The organism is Winogradskyella sp. (assembly GCF_028282165.1).
Taxonomy (GTDB): Bacteria; Bacteroidota; Bacteroidia; order Flavobacteriales; family Flavobacteriaceae; genus Winogradskyella.
Genome location: NZ_JANQIM010000027.1, coordinates 93,966 through 109,678 on the forward strand (window position 1 = coordinate 93,966; position 15,713 = coordinate 109,678).

Annotated in this window: 18 protein-coding genes; 9 read left to right on the forward strand and 9 right to left on the reverse strand. The window is 34.3% G+C overall.

The genetic code is table 11. The features are described from left to right. Window positions 1-30: 30 nt before the first annotated feature. The gene (locus Q0972_RS10955; RefSeq protein WP_299365756.1) at window positions 31-543 is read right to left on the reverse strand and encodes an RNA polymerase sigma factor; all 513 of its coding nucleotides are present in this window, start codon (window positions 541-543) and stop codon (window positions 31-33) included. A 135-nt stretch (window positions 544-678) separates the two neighbouring features. Between Q0972_RS10955 and Q0972_RS10960 the strand changes: the two genes are divergently transcribed. Both Q0972_RS10960 and Q0972_RS10965 read left to right on the forward strand, forming a co-directional pair. After that, window positions 679-2,199, forward strand: coding sequence for a hypothetical protein (locus tag Q0972_RS10960; RefSeq protein WP_299365757.1), 1,521 nt, complete (start codon window positions 679-681; stop codon window positions 2,197-2,199). Window positions 2,200-2,352: 153 nt separating this feature from the next. Continuing rightward, window positions 2,353-3,291, forward strand: coding sequence for a LysR substrate-binding domain-containing protein (locus Q0972_RS10965; protein ID WP_299365758.1), 939 nt, complete (start codon window positions 2,353-2,355; stop codon window positions 3,289-3,291). Between the two features lie 33 nt (window positions 3,292-3,324). Here the strand turns inward: Q0972_RS10965 and Q0972_RS10970 are convergent, their stop codons facing one another. From Q0972_RS10970 to Q0972_RS11000, 7 genes are all read right to left on the reverse strand, one after another. Beyond that, entirely contained in the window at window positions 3,325-4,320 is a 996-nt protein-coding gene (locus tag Q0972_RS10970) for a hypothetical protein (RefSeq protein WP_299365759.1), read from the reverse strand. Beyond that, window positions 4,298-5,344, reverse strand: coding sequence for a cytochrome c peroxidase (locus Q0972_RS10975; RefSeq protein ID WP_299365760.1), 1,047 nt, complete (start codon window positions 5,342-5,344; stop codon window positions 4,298-4,300). The genes Q0972_RS10970 and Q0972_RS10975 overlap by 23 nt, the downstream gene beginning before the upstream one ends. A gap of 59 nt (window positions 5,345-5,403) precedes the next feature. Further along, the gene (locus Q0972_RS10980) at window positions 5,404-6,204 is read right to left on the reverse strand and encodes an MbnP family protein (protein ID WP_299365761.1); all 801 of its coding nucleotides are present in this window, start codon (window positions 6,202-6,204) and stop codon (window positions 5,404-5,406) included. A gap of 147 nt (window positions 6,205-6,351) precedes the next feature. Further along, window positions 6,352-6,570 carry a hypothetical protein gene (locus tag Q0972_RS10985; RefSeq protein ID WP_299365762.1) on the reverse strand — a complete coding sequence of 73 codons (219 nt, stop codon included), beginning with the start codon at window positions 6,568-6,570 and terminating at the stop codon, window positions 6,352-6,354. Window positions 6,571-6,798: 228 nt separating this feature from the next. Beyond that, entirely contained in the window at window positions 6,799-6,996 is a 198-nt protein-coding gene (locus Q0972_RS10990) for a hypothetical protein (protein WP_299365763.1), read from the reverse strand. A gap of 218 nt (window positions 6,997-7,214) precedes the next feature. Then, window positions 7,215-8,042, reverse strand: a complete 828-nt coding sequence (locus tag Q0972_RS10995) for a TIGR00266 family protein (protein WP_299365764.1) — start codon at window positions 8,040-8,042, stop codon at window positions 7,215-7,217. Between the two features lie 120 nt (window positions 8,043-8,162). After that, complete coding sequence (locus Q0972_RS11000) at window positions 8,163-8,618, reverse strand: DUF4442 domain-containing protein (protein ID WP_299365765.1); 456 nt, start codon at window positions 8,616-8,618, stop codon at window positions 8,163-8,165. 145 nt (window positions 8,619-8,763) lie between these two features. On the opposite strand from Q0972_RS11000, the gene Q0972_RS11005 reads away from it, so the two are divergent. From Q0972_RS11005 to Q0972_RS11030, 6 genes are all read left to right on the forward strand, one after another. Then, entirely contained in the window at window positions 8,764-9,210 is a 447-nt protein-coding gene (locus tag Q0972_RS11005) for a DUF4870 domain-containing protein (RefSeq protein WP_299365766.1), read from the forward strand. 92 nt (window positions 9,211-9,302) lie between these two features. Continuing rightward, window positions 9,303-9,647 carry a PadR family transcriptional regulator gene (locus tag Q0972_RS11010; RefSeq protein ID WP_299365767.1) on the forward strand — a complete coding sequence of 115 codons (345 nt, stop codon included), beginning with the start codon at window positions 9,303-9,305 and terminating at the stop codon, window positions 9,645-9,647. Further along, window positions 9,640-11,424, forward strand: coding sequence for a PspC domain-containing protein (locus tag Q0972_RS11015; protein ID WP_299365768.1), 1,785 nt, complete (start codon window positions 9,640-9,642; stop codon window positions 11,422-11,424). The genes Q0972_RS11010 and Q0972_RS11015 overlap by 8 nt, the downstream gene beginning before the upstream one ends. 121 nt (window positions 11,425-11,545) lie before the next feature. Then, on the forward strand, window positions 11,546-12,070 hold the full coding sequence (locus Q0972_RS11020; protein ID WP_299365769.1) for a nuclear transport factor 2 family protein: 525 nt from the start codon (window positions 11,546-11,548) through the stop codon (window positions 12,068-12,070). A gap of 38 nt (window positions 12,071-12,108) precedes the next feature. Continuing rightward, entirely contained in the window at window positions 12,109-12,837 is a 729-nt protein-coding gene (locus tag Q0972_RS11025; RefSeq protein WP_299365770.1) for a head GIN domain-containing protein, read from the forward strand. Window positions 12,838-13,023: 186 nt separating this feature from the next. Further along, complete coding sequence (locus Q0972_RS11030; protein WP_299365771.1) at window positions 13,024-13,854, forward strand: DUF2807 domain-containing protein; 831 nt, start codon at window positions 13,024-13,026, stop codon at window positions 13,852-13,854. A 70-nt stretch (window positions 13,855-13,924) separates the two neighbouring features. Here Q0972_RS11030 and trxB read toward each other — a convergent pair whose 3' ends face one another. Further along, window positions 13,925-14,908: a thioredoxin-disulfide reductase gene (gene trxB / locus Q0972_RS11035; protein WP_299365772.1), complete on the reverse strand. Its 984-nt coding sequence runs from the start codon at window positions 14,906-14,908 to the stop codon at window positions 13,925-13,927. Between the two features lie 159 nt (window positions 14,909-15,067). Here trxB and Q0972_RS11040 point away from each other — a divergent pair, with 159 nt between their 5' ends. Further along, window positions 15,068-15,550, forward strand: a complete 483-nt coding sequence (locus Q0972_RS11040; protein ID WP_299365773.1) for a hypothetical protein — start codon at window positions 15,068-15,070, stop codon at window positions 15,548-15,550. The last annotated feature ends 163 nt before the right edge of the window (window positions 15,551-15,713 follow it).

Genomic DNA, 15,713 nt, shown 5'->3' on the forward strand with positions numbered 1-15,713 from the left:
CTTTAAAAACCCTACCAAAAGAAAACAAATCTAGATGTTTCCTATCTCTTTTCTCATGGTTAGAAGAGCCTGATGCATGCGTTTTTCAACAGCCTTTACGCTAATGTTAAGCTGTTCCGCTATTTCCTTGTACTTCTTTTTTTCTATTCTATTCATCAAAAAAACCTCGCGCTGTTTTTCCGGTAAATTGGCAATTGTAGCTTCCAATTTTTCCATAAACTCTTTCTCCAACATAATATATTCAGGAGATTCATTAGTGGCTTCACTTTTATTGAGCTTATTATAATTCTGAACTACTTTTTCGTGCTTTACAACATTCAAAAACATATTGTTGGCAGTACTAAACATATAACTCTTCACCTTGTTATAATCTACTTTACTACAATTATCCCATAGCTTAATAAATACATCCTGCATTAAATCCTCTGCTTTCTCAATATCCTGTATTTTAAAAAAGAGAAAACGCCTAATATCTTTTGCATATGTATTATAGATGGACTCAAAAGTTTTTGAGTTACAAATATTGCGGTTATCGTTAGGCATTATTGGTTTTGAAGTTTATATCTCAAAGCTATGAAAAAAAAATATTTGAGAAAAAAGTAGGGTTTTTATTTTATGCATTGTCTTATGGATGATTAACCTCAATAAATTAATTTTAACCTTTCAAATTTAACCAAAATGAAAAAATTTAAATTAGTACTTTTTAGCTTGGCTTTTTCTTTATTGATGTTTACATCGTGTACCAACAATGAGCCTGTTGATGATCCACAAACTGCAGCTACCGAAGAGAGTGAATCAATTACAACATCACTCAATCAATTAATGACTCAGTTTGATTCAAATGGATATGTTTCTGAAACAAATAATCCTGCTGGTAATATTGTTCTGGATTTTTGCTTTGATTTTGTTTTTCCCTTAACACTATCCTATAATAATGGCACAACTGTAACTGTTCAAGATTTGGACGGGTTAATCGACGTTATGCTAGCCTCGAGTAACGACTTATATATCAATGGAATTGCATTTCCTTTTGATGTAGAAACATTTAATGACGATACAGATACCATTGAAATACAAACAATCAATAACGAGGCAGAATTTATTGAGCTGTTGCTAAGCTGTGGTTTTGATGAGGATATTGATGATGATTGCTATGAAGATGACGATCCTGTATGTGTGGAAGTTACAGATCCAAGTGGCGTTACATTTGTTGTTACTTATCCTAACGAGTGTTATGCAATAGAAGATGGCTTTACAGAAGACGATTTTATAGATGACTGTGAAGAAGATTATTATTCTAACGGCCCTGATTGCTTTACGCTAAACTTCCCTCTAGATATTATTGTAAATGACGATACCGTAATTACAATAAACTCCGAAGAAGAGTTAGGAACTGCCATATATGATGTGTATGATTTTGACTTTGTTTTTCCTATTGAAGTTACTTTAGAAAATGATGTAGTCGTTACCATAGAAGATGAAGATGATTTTGAAGATCTACTAGAAGACTGTTATGATGACTATGACGGTTATGAAGATGAGTGCGATGAATGTGAAGACGAAGGTTTTGATCCTGTATGTATTGAAGTAACTACAGCAACTGGCATAACTGAAATCGCAGTTTTCCCGAATTTATGCTATGCTTTGTGCGAAGGATTTAGTGAAGATGATATCGTTGAGTGTGAAGATGATAGTTATCCTGATGACTGTGATGAGTGTGAAGAGGAAGATTACGACCCTGTTTGTGTAGAAACAAATACAGGCTCTGGTGTAACTGAAATCGTAGTTTTCCCAAATTTGTGCTATGCATTGTGCGTTGGATTTAGTGAAGATGATATTGTTGAGTGTGAAGATGATGATTATCCTAATGACTGTGATGAGGATGATTTAATCGAATTCGTAATTGAGTGCGATCATTATGCAACACCAATAGGTAGTAATGACACATATGTCTTTGATTTTTATGGAGACGCAACACTAGAAATTGAAAGTCTTGATGGCAGCGTCACTTACTATGGCGAATGGATTATAGCAGAAGATCCTACTTCAGATGATCTTACTATCCTTTTAACCTCAGACTTTGACATATTGGCAAATAATCCTGAAAATGGCGCATGGAAAATAACATGTGGATCTGCAGCAGGGTTAATGATGTACTCTATAAATCAATCCTTTAGCATAGAGTCCGATTGTGACTAAAAATAAATAATCTGGTTAGGGTTATTTGATTACAAATAAAGTTTGTAAGTTGATTAGTGAGCCTTCAAGGTAATTCTTGAAGGCTTTTTTTATTATATCTCATTATAGATTAGAGTAATGCTTTTTGTATTTTTATAGCCTAAATCAATTACAATGACCATCACCCAACTTAAATATGCACTTGCTATAGCGGAACATAAAAACTTCACCAAAGCTGCAGAAAAGTGCTTTGTAACCCAGCCTACCTTAAGTACACAGATACAAAAACTAGAAGACGAACTCGATGTAGTTATTTTCGATAGAGGCAAAAAACCTATTGAATTGACAGACGTAGGACGGAAAATTGTTTTTCAAGCTCGTAACATTGTCAATGAAGCAGAGCGCATCCAAGATATTGTAGACCAACAAAAAGGCTTCATTGGGGGTGAATTTAGATTAGGTATTATCCCAACTATAATGCCAACTCTACTACCCATGTTTTTAAAGAACTTCATTAAAAAATACCCAAAAGTGAAGTTGAAAATAGAAGAGCTAACTACTGAAGAGATTTTAACACGTATCAATGATGGGCATTTAGACGCTGCCATTGCTGCCACGCCATTAGAAAGTGACAATATAAAAGAGCGTGTTTTATATTATGAACCTTTTGTAGCATATATCCCTAATAGTCATAGATTAAGAGACAAGAAGACTATTGAGGTTTCTGATCTTGAAATTGAGGATATGCTCCTTTTAGAAGATGGCCATTGTTTTAGGGAAGGTGTGATTAATTTATGTAAAACCTTCAAAGATCAAATCGATGATCATTTTCAATTGGAAAGCGGAAGTATAGAAACGCTAATAAAACTTTCAAATGAAGGTATGGGAATGACATTACTTCCCTATTTACACACGTTGGATATCAAAGAAAAATTGAATCCTAATTTAAGACATTTTACTGAGCCTTCACCTGCAAGAGAAGTAAGTATTATTTATCACAAAAGTGAATTAAAGATGCAGATCATAGACGCAATGCATAATGTCATTTCTGGTATCATACGAGGGGCAATAGCCTTTAGTGATGTTGAGATTATTAGCCCACTACCTAAATAAAAAAATCCCTCTAGTTGAGGGATTTCCTTTATCTTACAAGGCAAAATTTACATAGACCGAAAAACGTTGTATAGACTCTACATTATCACCGAATAAATTTTGATTTACCGGTAATGTGTAACTCACTCCAAAAATAAATTTTTCGATAGCTAACTCAGACCCAATAGAAGCATTTAAAATATCGCCATCTGTGTCTGCTAGTGTTTCACCATATTGTATTATAGAATCATACACATCCCCAGATAAACCTGCAAATGGCATAATATTCATTTTATCTGTTGAAAAAACTGTATATACATTTACAGAATAGCTCAACTGATTTCCAAACTGGTATTCATTTTTATTTTCTCCTTTTAGGTAGTAGCTCATTAGTGTGTTTACACCTATTCTATCTCCACCATAATTATAACCCAAAGAAAAAATCCCATCTACACTTCCTGTGCCTACCTGAAAACCTGGATTTACATTATCGGTTAGTGCTTCTTCAAACTTACCTGTTGGTAACTTTATACCAAGACCAAATTGCAAGGAATGGCCAGAAGATTCTTTTGGAGAATTATAATTAACATCTGAAGCATCTAATTTGCGTCTCTTAAAAAATTCCAATTTGTACCATCCAATAGCACTAATATCCCCAAGACCATTTAGATTCTCATTACGTCCTTGAAACCTTCTGGTCAAATCTTGATACGGTACATTAGCTGTTATGAAAAACTTGTTATTTATCGGTACTTGAGCCCAAATCTGATAGGTATTAAAGGTTTCTTCACTTTTAGGTGAATTTTCAAAAATACCATTGCGTGATTCAAAGCTTTGATAGATATATCGTACACCCACAAAATTAGCATTGCTTAATGTCCCAAAGCCAAAACTACCACTGCTAGTAGAACAACCACAGAGGTCGCAATCCAAAAAAGTTTCAGTCCTAAAATTTTCAGGACACAATGGGCATGTATTTGCATTTACTGTTATGCTAGATAAGACCAAAAGTATTAACAAATAAAACTTAAAATTCCGAAAAACGCTCATCTTCTAAAAATTCGTAATCTGTTAACGTCTTTAAAAAAGCAATCATGCTTTCTTTTTCATAGTCCGAGAGTGAAATACCCAAAGTGCCATCTTCTCTTAAAAAGGCAGGATCAACATTTCCATTATCTACCATACCAGAATCGTAAAAATCCATTACCACTTCTAGCGTTGTAAATCTACCATCGTGCATATAAGGAAACGTATATTCTACATTTCTTAAACTAGGTACTCTAAATTTGTATAAATCATTAGGATCTTCTAATAATCTATAACGCCCTGTATCATTTAATTGAGGATTTACAGGCAAACCATTGTTTCTAAAACTCTGATCTGTAAATAAGTCCGTAGCATGGCAAGAAGCACATTTGTTCTGAAATGTATTTAAACCATCTAATTCTACCTGCGACAGAGTAATATTATCTTCTCCTCTAACATACTTATCGTATTTTGAGTTAGAAGACACCATAGTTAACATAAATTGAGACAAAGCCTTTAGAATATTTTCACTGCTTATTTCGCCATCTTCAAAAGCTCTAACAAACTGATTTTGATAATTGGAGTCGCTTTTTAGCTTTTGAACTATATTAGCTAAAGTCTCATTCATTTCTAATTCGCTCGTAATAGGAATAATGGGCTGTAAATCTAAATGCGATGCAGCACCGTCCCACATAAAAGAATTATAAAATGCCATATTTTGAATGGGTTGCGAATTTCTAAAACCAATTGCTCCATCAACACCATGGCTTAGATTATGCCCATGATGTGTAAAAGCAAAAGCTTGCTCATGACAAAATGCACAAGCTATAGCATCATTAGAAGATAATCTGCCATCATAAAACAAGTCTTTTCCCAATTGAAAGCCTGCTTCGGTAACGGGATTATTGTCTAGATTGTATTCTATATCAGGAAAGTTAGAAGGCCTTTCGATCTCTAATAGTACAGGTTCATATTTTGGTACTTCATCACTTTCTGAACAAGACAAAACTAAAGCTAGCAATACTAGCATATAATTAATATTTCTCATAATCAATAAGCATTATAAACCACTAAAGCATTATGTTTAGTGGTTCTTATTAATATTGATTAATCGTTGTGTACGTGATGTACCATAAACATAGACTGTACATTAGATGCTATAACTGGAGTTTTTTGTGCGTCTGTGTGTACTTGGTCATAACCATCAGCAAAATTTACTGAAGTAACCCCATCAAATACCTTAGAGATATCAGCAACGATATGGATTTCTGGTGTTTTACTTTCTCTTACCAATACTGTATTTGGTAAACTTAATGTAACTTCTTTATAGTTATCTAATGAGGTACCAACACTACCCATATGAATATTTAGGGGTTCATCTGTAAGAGATGTAGTTGAAAACGTACCATCAAATCTTACAAATTTATAACCAGCAGCCCAACTCCACATCATGCCTTCATCTGTTGCCATATCTAAAAAATCGCCTTGCCCCTCAGCTCCCAGAGCAAAGCGATCTTGGTCTATACCAATACCGAATGTGATTTCAGTATAATTAGCAGCATCAATATTATCTAGTACTACCCAGATCTCACCAGCATTGTTACCATCTTCTTCATTTATAATAAAGGCATTGTCTTCTACCGGAAACATAAAAGTATTACCTTCACTATCTTTTACTCTTACATTACTTATAATGTATTTTAGTGTACTAAGTTGAAAAGATTCGTTATTGGATTTATTATAGGTTGTACCAAAAATAAAATCTTGGTCCCCTACTGCATTATCAAATTTTAGAACGACACTTCCTGTTTGTCCTGTTAAATCTTCATTATTATTATCATCGTCTGATGAACAGCTCGAAATCAATGCACATAACGCTAGTGCAAACGTATATTTTATAAGTTTCATTTTGTATAAGTTTAATATTTATAATTGATTAATGTGCACGAGACTTTAATGTAAATACAACATAGTCTGTATATTCTAATTTATTTTCAAAAATTAGAATACAGTCTCATAGCATTGAAGGCCTTAGCCTAATCTGAATATGAAAACTTATACAATTGGAGGCTTAAAATGAGCATACTCAAAACTAAATTTATAATTTTGAATAGGTGATGATATGTTCTTTTTGGAATCCCTTAAAACACAACTTACAACTTTATAATCTTGCATTTGTTCTGAAAAAACAGGAAAGAAAGATTCAGATAAGCTAATAACAGCTTTGTTACTATCGTCTGTAGTGTTATTTACCACAGCTAGTTGTTTAGTCAAATGACATTTACCATTACATTGCAGTTCTGGCTGATCCTTGTTAATACAGTAAGTCTCTATGATATAATCAATATTAAGTTGATAGTACAACACATTACCAACGAAGTATATTGGTCGTAGAGCAAAGGAGAAAAGTAATATGAAAAAAAATAGTTTTTTCAGCTTCTACTAATTTTGAACAAAGATAAGTTTAAGAATTAAAAAAAGCGACTCGTGAGTCGCTTTTTTCTATGCTTTTAGATAAATTAAGCTTTTGTTTAATTCTGGGTTTTGATTGATTAGGGACAGAATAAAAATTCTCAGTTCTTCTAGTTCGTGAGGCAGTAACCGCTTTACTGCTTTTTCCACTTCTTTACAGAATAATGTCGCATCAAAACTCACCTTTTTAAGTACCGTTTTAGTGTACTCAAACATTGCTCTCGCCATAGGTAATTCAAAGTTTTAGGTTCAACAATAAAAGGTAATTTTCTCTATAGGCTAATAATTAAATTCTTTCCCCAAGATAGAAAAAAAACGTTTTCGATCTAAAACCAGGTCTAAAGTTTAACAGCATATTATGTTAAAAGTTGAAATAAACAGATGAACACAATAAAAAAGAAAAGAGGATTCTGACAGTTTAATATACTGATTTGCTTACCATTAAATCAAAACCTATTATCACCGTCCAACAAATCTCCTAAGCCTCCTAGTATGCTTCCTTCTCCTCTATCTTTTCCGCCAGCTTTTGGTGCAGAGGCGATAATACGATTTGCCAATCGACTAAAGGGCAAGGACTGTATATAGACTTTTCCTGGACCTCTTAACCTGGCAAAGAACAGTCCTTCTCCACCAAAAATAGAATTCTTAATACCGCCAATAAATTCGATATCATAATCCACATCTTGCGTAAACCCAACAATACAACCTGTATCAACTCTAAGGGTTTCGCCAGGTTGTAAGGTCTTTTCTGCCATGGTACCCCCAGCATGAACAAAGGCCATACCATCGCCTTCTAATTTTTGCATAATAAAGCCTTCACCACCAAATAAGCCTCTTCCTAATTTTTTAGAAAACTCTATCCCCACACTAACCCCTTTTGCGGCACATAGAAAAGCATCTTTTTGGCAAATAAACTTTCCTCTAAACTCCGTTAAATCTATAGGTATAATCTTGCCTGGATAAGGAGAGGCGAAGGATACATTTCGTTTTCCTGTAAGATCATTATAAAAGGCAGTCATAAATAAGCTTTCGCCTGTAAGGATTCGCTTCCCAGCGCCTAATATTTTACCAAGAAAACCTTTATCCTTTTGAGAACCATCTCCAAATATAGTATCCATTTTTATACCATCTTCCATCATCATAAAACTTCCCGATTCTGCAATGACGGCCTCTTGCGGGTCTAGTTCAATCTCTACGTATTGCATTTCCTCACCATAAATACGGTAATCGATTTCGTGAGCATTTCTGTCTGTAAAATCTGGTAATTTTTCCATAATATTTTTTCGTTTTAAGGTTGACGTGTATATGTTGTGTAAAACTCTATTTTGTTACAGTTGCCTTTTAAAGAGATTACTTCATTCTTTATCTTCGCAATGGCATAATCCTTTTAACTCCTAACTCTTAACTTTCAATGTCCATTCAAAATTAAAGGAAGACACCTCTACTCCATCTTTATTAACGCCATTAGCACTCAGCCATACGGTTTGCCCTTCACCTGTTTCTATAGCTTTACTTATAGCTTCGTCGATCTTATGGCCTTCTTCACATCTAAATGTAATCCTTCCAGTCGCTTTTTTTGTAAATGTAGCATTATTATTAGCTACAAGCATGGATATTTTTTTTCCGCTATCCCTTATCTTTTTCATTACCAAAGCACCTGTGGTCAACTCTGCAGCCATGCCTTGCACCGCCCAAAACATAGACTTAAATGGGTTTTGATTGATCCATCGATGCTTTACCGAAACCACACAAGTTGTATCATCAATATGCTTGGCCCTTACGCCAGTAAAATAAGCTGAAGGCAGCTTAAACAGTAGGTATGTATTGAGTTTTGATGGTGTAATAGTCATACAATGAGGTTAGATTTTCCACTAAAATAATCCAAATATTCCAACTCAACTAATGTTAAAAATATGTTAATTTTTAGTACTATGCGTAACATAATACCTGTTTTTAGACATATATTTGTATAAGAAACTATTATATACTTTTAAAATGGTAGACAATCATCATAAAAATTTAGCCACTTTTATACATCTTTCAACATTTTCAAGATTTATAATACCGTTCGGAAATTTTATTGGCCCAATTGTATTATGGGCTGCAAACAAAGAAAAATCCGAATTTGTAGATCATCATGGAAAGCAAGCCATAAACTTTCAAATTAGCATTTTGTTATATGCTATAATTATTGGGACCATTAGTGTTCCGTTTTTCATCTTTAAACTTTTTAGAGGACTAGACGTGATCGATTTTCATGGGTTCCACAACTTTCACATTAATGTTGGTGAACCTTCACCTCTATTGTACATAGGTGGTGGTTTAGGCGCCTTGGCCATCATTGCATTTATAATTGAGTTAGCGCTTATCGTTAAAGCAAGCTTATCTGCCAGAGATGGGGAAGTTTACAAATATCCATTAACCATCAATTTTTTAAAGTAATATTCATCAATAAATACACCTACGCTTTAAGCTTCGGTGTACTCAATCAATCAAAAAATGAACAGTTTAATCGAATTTAAGACACTCATGATATGAAAATAGAAAACACAAAAGCACAAATGCGTAAGGGTGTTCTAGAATACTGCATCTTATCCATCTTAAAAGATGAAGATGCTTATGTCGCAGAGATTCTGGGCACACTAAAGGACGCAAAAATGCTTGTTGTAGAAGGAACCATATATCCACTATTGACAAGATTAAAGAATGCAGGATTGCTCAGCTATCGTTGGGAAGAATCCACATCAGGGCCGCCAAGAAAATATTATGGCCTTACCGAAACAGGAAAACTGTTTCTTAAAGAGTTAAACACGACTTGGAGTGAATTACAAAATGCAGTCAACCTAGTAACACGTACAAAAACAACAAAAAATGAATAAAACAGTCAATATAAATTTAGCAGGTATTTTCTTCCATATAGATGAAGATGCATATCTTAAGTTATCACGCTATCTTGAGGCTATAAAACGTTCATTTACAGACTCTCAAGGTCGCTCTGAAATCATAGCAGATATCGAAGCACGTATCGCTGAATTATTTTCAGAACGCATTCAAAACGAAAAACAAGTCGTAGGCATTAAGCTCGTTGATGAAGTTATCGCCATAATGGGACAGCCAGAAGATTACTTGGTCGATGATGAAATCTTTGAAGATAGCCCTCATTCAAAAACATCCTATAGTTCTAGACCTACAAAAAAACTTTATAGAGATACGGACAACTCCTACATCGGTGGTGTTGCTGCAGGATTAAGTCATTATTTTGGTATAGACTCCATTTGGATGCGACTCATCTGGTTATTATTGGCCATAGGATCTGGAGGTACTTTTATATTTATATACCTCATCTTTTGGGCCTTGGTACCAGAGGCAAGAACTACAGCCGAAAAACTGACCATGACTGGTGATCCCGTGAACATCAGTAACATTGAAAAAAAAATTAAAGACGGCATTGATTCGGTCTCAGAAACCGTAAGAAATGTCGATTTTAAAAAACATGGCGAAAAAATAAAGGAAGGCTTCGAAAATGTATCGGATAACATTTCAGAAACCGTTAAGAGTGTTGATTTCCAAAAGCAAGGCAATCGCATAAAATCAAGTTCTCAGACATTTTTTGATACAATTGGAAGCATTATGATGTTTTTCCTAAAGGTCATCGCTAAGTTCATTGGTATTATCTTAATCATTGTTGGTATTAGTACATTGATTTCCTTAATAGTAGGTCTATTTACTGTGGGAATTACCGATGCTTTCCATTTCCCAGGTTTTGACTTACTATATGTAGCCAATGCGGCAAATATTCCGATTTGGTTAATGTCTTTGCTATTGTTCTTTGCCATAGGCATTCCTTTCTTCTTTGTATTCTATTTAGGTCTAAAGATTTTAGTGAATAACCTTAAGTCCATTGGGAATGTTGCAAAATTCACTCTATTAGGGCTTTGGTTTATGGCTATCATCGGTCTTATAATTATGGGGGTTAAACAAGCTACAGAACATGCTTTTGATGCAAAAGTAACTGCTAATAGCGAACTTAATATTAAAGCAGATGATACACTGGGCTTAACTAGTATTGGATTGAACAATTACAATAGCTATCGTTATAACAATAACGATGATTTTAGAATCGTAGAAGACGACAACGGACGGAGTCTTGTGTCTTCTGACGTGAGATTTATCGTAAGGTCGACGACCGATTCAATAGCTTCAATATCTATAGAAAAAGAAGCAACAGGCAGAAATTATGAAAGAGCAAAAAAGCGAGCAGAAAATATCAATTATGGATATAGTCTAACTGATCATATCTTAAAGCTAGATAAGTTCCTACAAACAGATATAGAAAATAAGTTTAGCGAACAAGAAGTTAGAGTAACTATTAATGTCCCTGAGGGAACGATTCTCTATCTAGATAAGAACTTTACAAGATCATGGAGATATGGTTATTTAAGGTATGGCAAAAATTTACTGAATGACATCAAATATGGCCACTACTATAAGGTTGCGAAAGACTCAGTGGAATGTATGGATTGCGAAGTTGAAAATGAAGATGAAACTAATGAAACCACAACACAAGAACCACCGTCTAACCCAGAAAAACCTGATGTAAGCCTTACCATTGATGAAAACGGTGTGGATTTAGAAGTCAATGATAATGACAATTGAGACCATAAAAATGACAGCTCAGAACAATTAAATTTAAATCAATCAATAACCTACAGATATTTGTAGTGTAATTACAGCACCCGTGCTATTTAAGCTTAGGTGCAAAAAAATCAATCGAAAAATGAACCAATCAATCAAATCACTTTTGCTAAGCAGTATCGGATTACTTATGTTATCCGGTATTGCTTTAGCTCAGGTGGACAAAAATTCTGAACTTTTTAAAATCCTTAAAGAGAAAGACAGTATCTTATTTAAGATAGGATTCAATAAATGTGAAGTAGAACGGAGTGCAGAATTAATGTTTGACGATCTGGAATTTTACCATGATAAAGGTGGAATTACAAACTCTAAACAAGAATTTGTTAATATTATGAAAAATGGTATCTGCAAATCTGATAATCCGGAAAAGGTCTACAGATTTCTTGTTGAAGAAAGTTTAGAAGTATTTCCGATGTACAGCAATGGTGAGCTTTACGGCGCACTTCAAAATGGAAAACACTACTTCTCTCCTAACCCATCAACAACTTTTAAAGAGAGCGACAATTATGCCTTGTTCTCCCACCTTTGGCTTATTGAAGATGGTGTTTGGAAGATTAAACGTGTTATCAGTTATAATCACACATCAAAAGAAGTCGAAAAAAATTAAATCACAAAAATATCAATCAAGTAAAAAATAAAAAAAACATGAGCACATTAGTAAGAATTGTAGTAGCTAGCATTGTAAGTATTTTAATGCTATCCTGTAACTTTTCCATGAATTTTGGAGAAGGCATTGATGGAAATAGAAATGTAGTCGTTATGGACAGAAATATTTCTAGTGACTTTGAGTCTATAAAAGTAAGTCAAGGCTTAGATCTTTATATTACTCAAAGCAATGAAGTAGCATTAACCGTTGAAGCTGATGAAAACCTTCACGAAATAATTATGACCGAAGTTGAAAATGGTGTATTGAGGATTTATACAACAGAAAACATTAGGAGAGCTAAATCCAGAAGGATAAGTCTAAACGTTAATGAGATTTCAGCAATTAAAGCAACAAGCGGTAGTGATGTTTTTTCAACAAATACTATAGAAGTAGACGAATTAGAGCTGAACTCCACAAGTGGTGCAGACATAAAGTTAGATGTTAAGACCGAAACCCTAAATTGTCATTCTACGAGTGGAAGCGATATAAGACTTAGCGGCACAACAAAAGTATTAATAGCTGAGGCTACTAGCGGTAGTGACATAGAAGCCTCAACCTTAAGCGCAGAAACATCTAAAGTAAAAGCAACAAGTGGTGCAGATATATCTGTAAATACTTCGAAAGAACTGACAGCTAGAGCCACAAGTGGCGCAGATATTAGATATTCCGGAAATCCAGAAAAAGTAGACAAATCTGATAGTTCTTCTGGAAGTGTTAGAGGGAATTAATACAATTACAAACGTAATAGGCTTACTTTTCCTAACATAATTAAACAACTCACAACCAGTTAATTATAAAACCATCTCAAATTCTTTATAGAGTTTGGGATGGTTTTTGTATATATTTGTTTGAAGCCTCAAAAGTGACATAATCATTGATTTGTGTCATATTAGTAGCGAAATAAAGATATACAAATGAAAAAAGTATTACTTATTCTGGTCTTAATGATAGTTACATTGCCAACCATCATGGCACAAGAAAAAATTAAAGGCAATAGAAACGTTACCATTAAACAAACCTATGTAGACGATTTTGATACTATTGTTGTGAATGGTGATTTTTCTATTGAAATTGTATACAACAGCAAACCTTCTGTTAGTATAGAGACAGATGACAACCTACATGATGTTATACAGTTTGATGTCGTTAATGGCGTACTCACTTTTGTAGAAACTGTGCGCATCACATCAAAGAAACGACTAATTATTACTGTAAACTATGGAGATGCCTTGCAGCATATTGAAACTCGAGGTGATGGTGAAATTAGATCATTAACCTCTATGGAGCTTGGCAATGCAACTTTAACCACTTTAGATAATTCCAGAGCCTACTTAAATGTTAAAGCCAAAAGTTTTGTTTATAAAAGTTCTGGTAAATCCAAAACACGTTTAAACCTGACTGCTGATTCAACTAAGATTGAGCTTAGTGATAATAGCAAGTTAGATGCGCTTATAAATAGCAAAGTTGCTAATTTTGATTTATACCTACGGGCTGATGCTGTTATCGAAGGTTCGGCTACTAGTGCATTAATTAGACTGGATAACTCTACGAATTTTAATGGCCCAAAGTTCGATGTCCAAACTATTGACGCTACCCTTGAAGGTAATAGCGACCTTACTATAGATGCAACAGATACTATTACAATTGCAGCTTCTGGTAATAGTGAGATTTATCTCTATGGAGGCCCCGCAATTACAATTACAAAATTTGAGGATACCGCTAAACTCCAAAAGAAGCAACAATAGCAGAATTAGAATAATGAAAAAGCCGGAGTTTGTTACTCCGGCTTTTTATTTTATTCGTAATGTTCTTTTATTAGTTATAAGTTGAAGTTGACACTTCAAAATCAGCTTCCTTAGCTGCTAGATAACGTTCTGCATCTAAAGCGGCCATACAACCAGTTCCTGCTGCAGTGACGGCCTGTCTATAGACATGATCAGCAGCATCGCCACTAACAAAAACACCATCAACATTGGTCTTACTAGTTCCAGGTACTGCGTTAATAATATAGCCTGTTTCATCTAAATCGAGATAATCCTTAAAGATATCCGTATTAGGCTTATGACCTATAGCTACAAAGAAACCCGTTGCTTCAATATCAAAAACATCGCCAGTAACATTATTTCTTGCCCTAACACCAGTAACAACTTGTCCATCTCCTAAAACCTCTTCTGTTTCAGTATTCAAAAGGATTTCGATATTTTCGGTATTTCTAACACGAGCTTCCATAATTTTTGATGCTCTAAACTTATCTCGTCTCACCAACATCGTTACTTTTTTACAAAGTTTAGAAAGGTAATGCGCCTCCTCACAGGCAGAATCTCCTGCTCCGACAATTACCACCTCTTGATTTCTGTAAAAGAACCCATCACAAACAGCACAAGCAGAAACTCCACCGCCTAGCTGTAAATATTTTTGCTCGGACGGTAAGCCTAAATACTTTGCCGAGGCACCAGTAGAGATAATTATAGTAGAGGCATGAATTTCCTTCTCGTCATTGACCCAAACCTTATGAACATCTCCAGAAAAATCAACCTTTGTAACCCAACCATGGCGCACATCTGTTCCAAAACGCTCAGCTTGCTTTTGTAATTGAATCATCATTTCTGGGCCAGTAATACCATCGGGATACCCAGGGAAATTCTCAACATCATTTGTCGTGGTCAACTGACCTCCTGGTTGTTCACCTTGGTATAAAACAGGCGCCATATTTGCTCTAGAGGCATATATAGCAGCTGTATAACCTGCAGGTCCAGATCCTATTATCAAACATTTTACTTTTTCAATCGTATCAGACATATATTTCGTATTTATTCCTCAACAAAAGTAGGTTTTTTGACTAAATCCTTACATAGAAGTTATTAACACTGATTATGGTATCATAAAATTTATGAATTGCTTCATTCTTTGGATATAATTTACTAATTTAAAAGTGTTTAATAGTAAAACGGACTAATCATGAAATCAAAATCCTTATTGCTAATCATTGTATTGTTAGTAGCATTATCATGCAAAAACGAATCTACTAGTAAAGAAGAATCCTTGGATAATAATCCAACAACTATTGAAGAAAAAAACAATCATCTTAAAGGTACTTGGGAACTCACAGGGTTTTATAATTACAAGGACAATGTTGTTGTAGATTCATTTGAAATGAATCCAGAATTTAGGCAGCTCAAGATGTATACCGATACTAAAGTTATGTGGTGCAAGCATAGGCCTGCAGATTCCTCAGAATGGTTTGGTTATGGGACTTATAAATATGATGGTGGCCAACTTACCGAAGTGCTAGACTTTGGATCTGCCGTTATGGACGAGGTTATTGCTGAGAAAAAAGAATTCATTTTTGAATTAGACCTACATCCAGATAAATTTCAGCAAATTGAATTAGACGAAGATGGCAATAGAATCTATTCTGAAAATTATGTTAGGGTAGAATAAATAATATTAGATTAGAGTTTGAAACCAAACTCACGTTTCATCCTTTTGGTAATGCGTTTAAAACCATAATTACTGATTTTTCCATTATTCTTAATAAGACATAAAAATAAAGCCTTCCCGTAAAAAGGGAAGGCTTTTTGTAGATATGAATTAATTGTAAAAG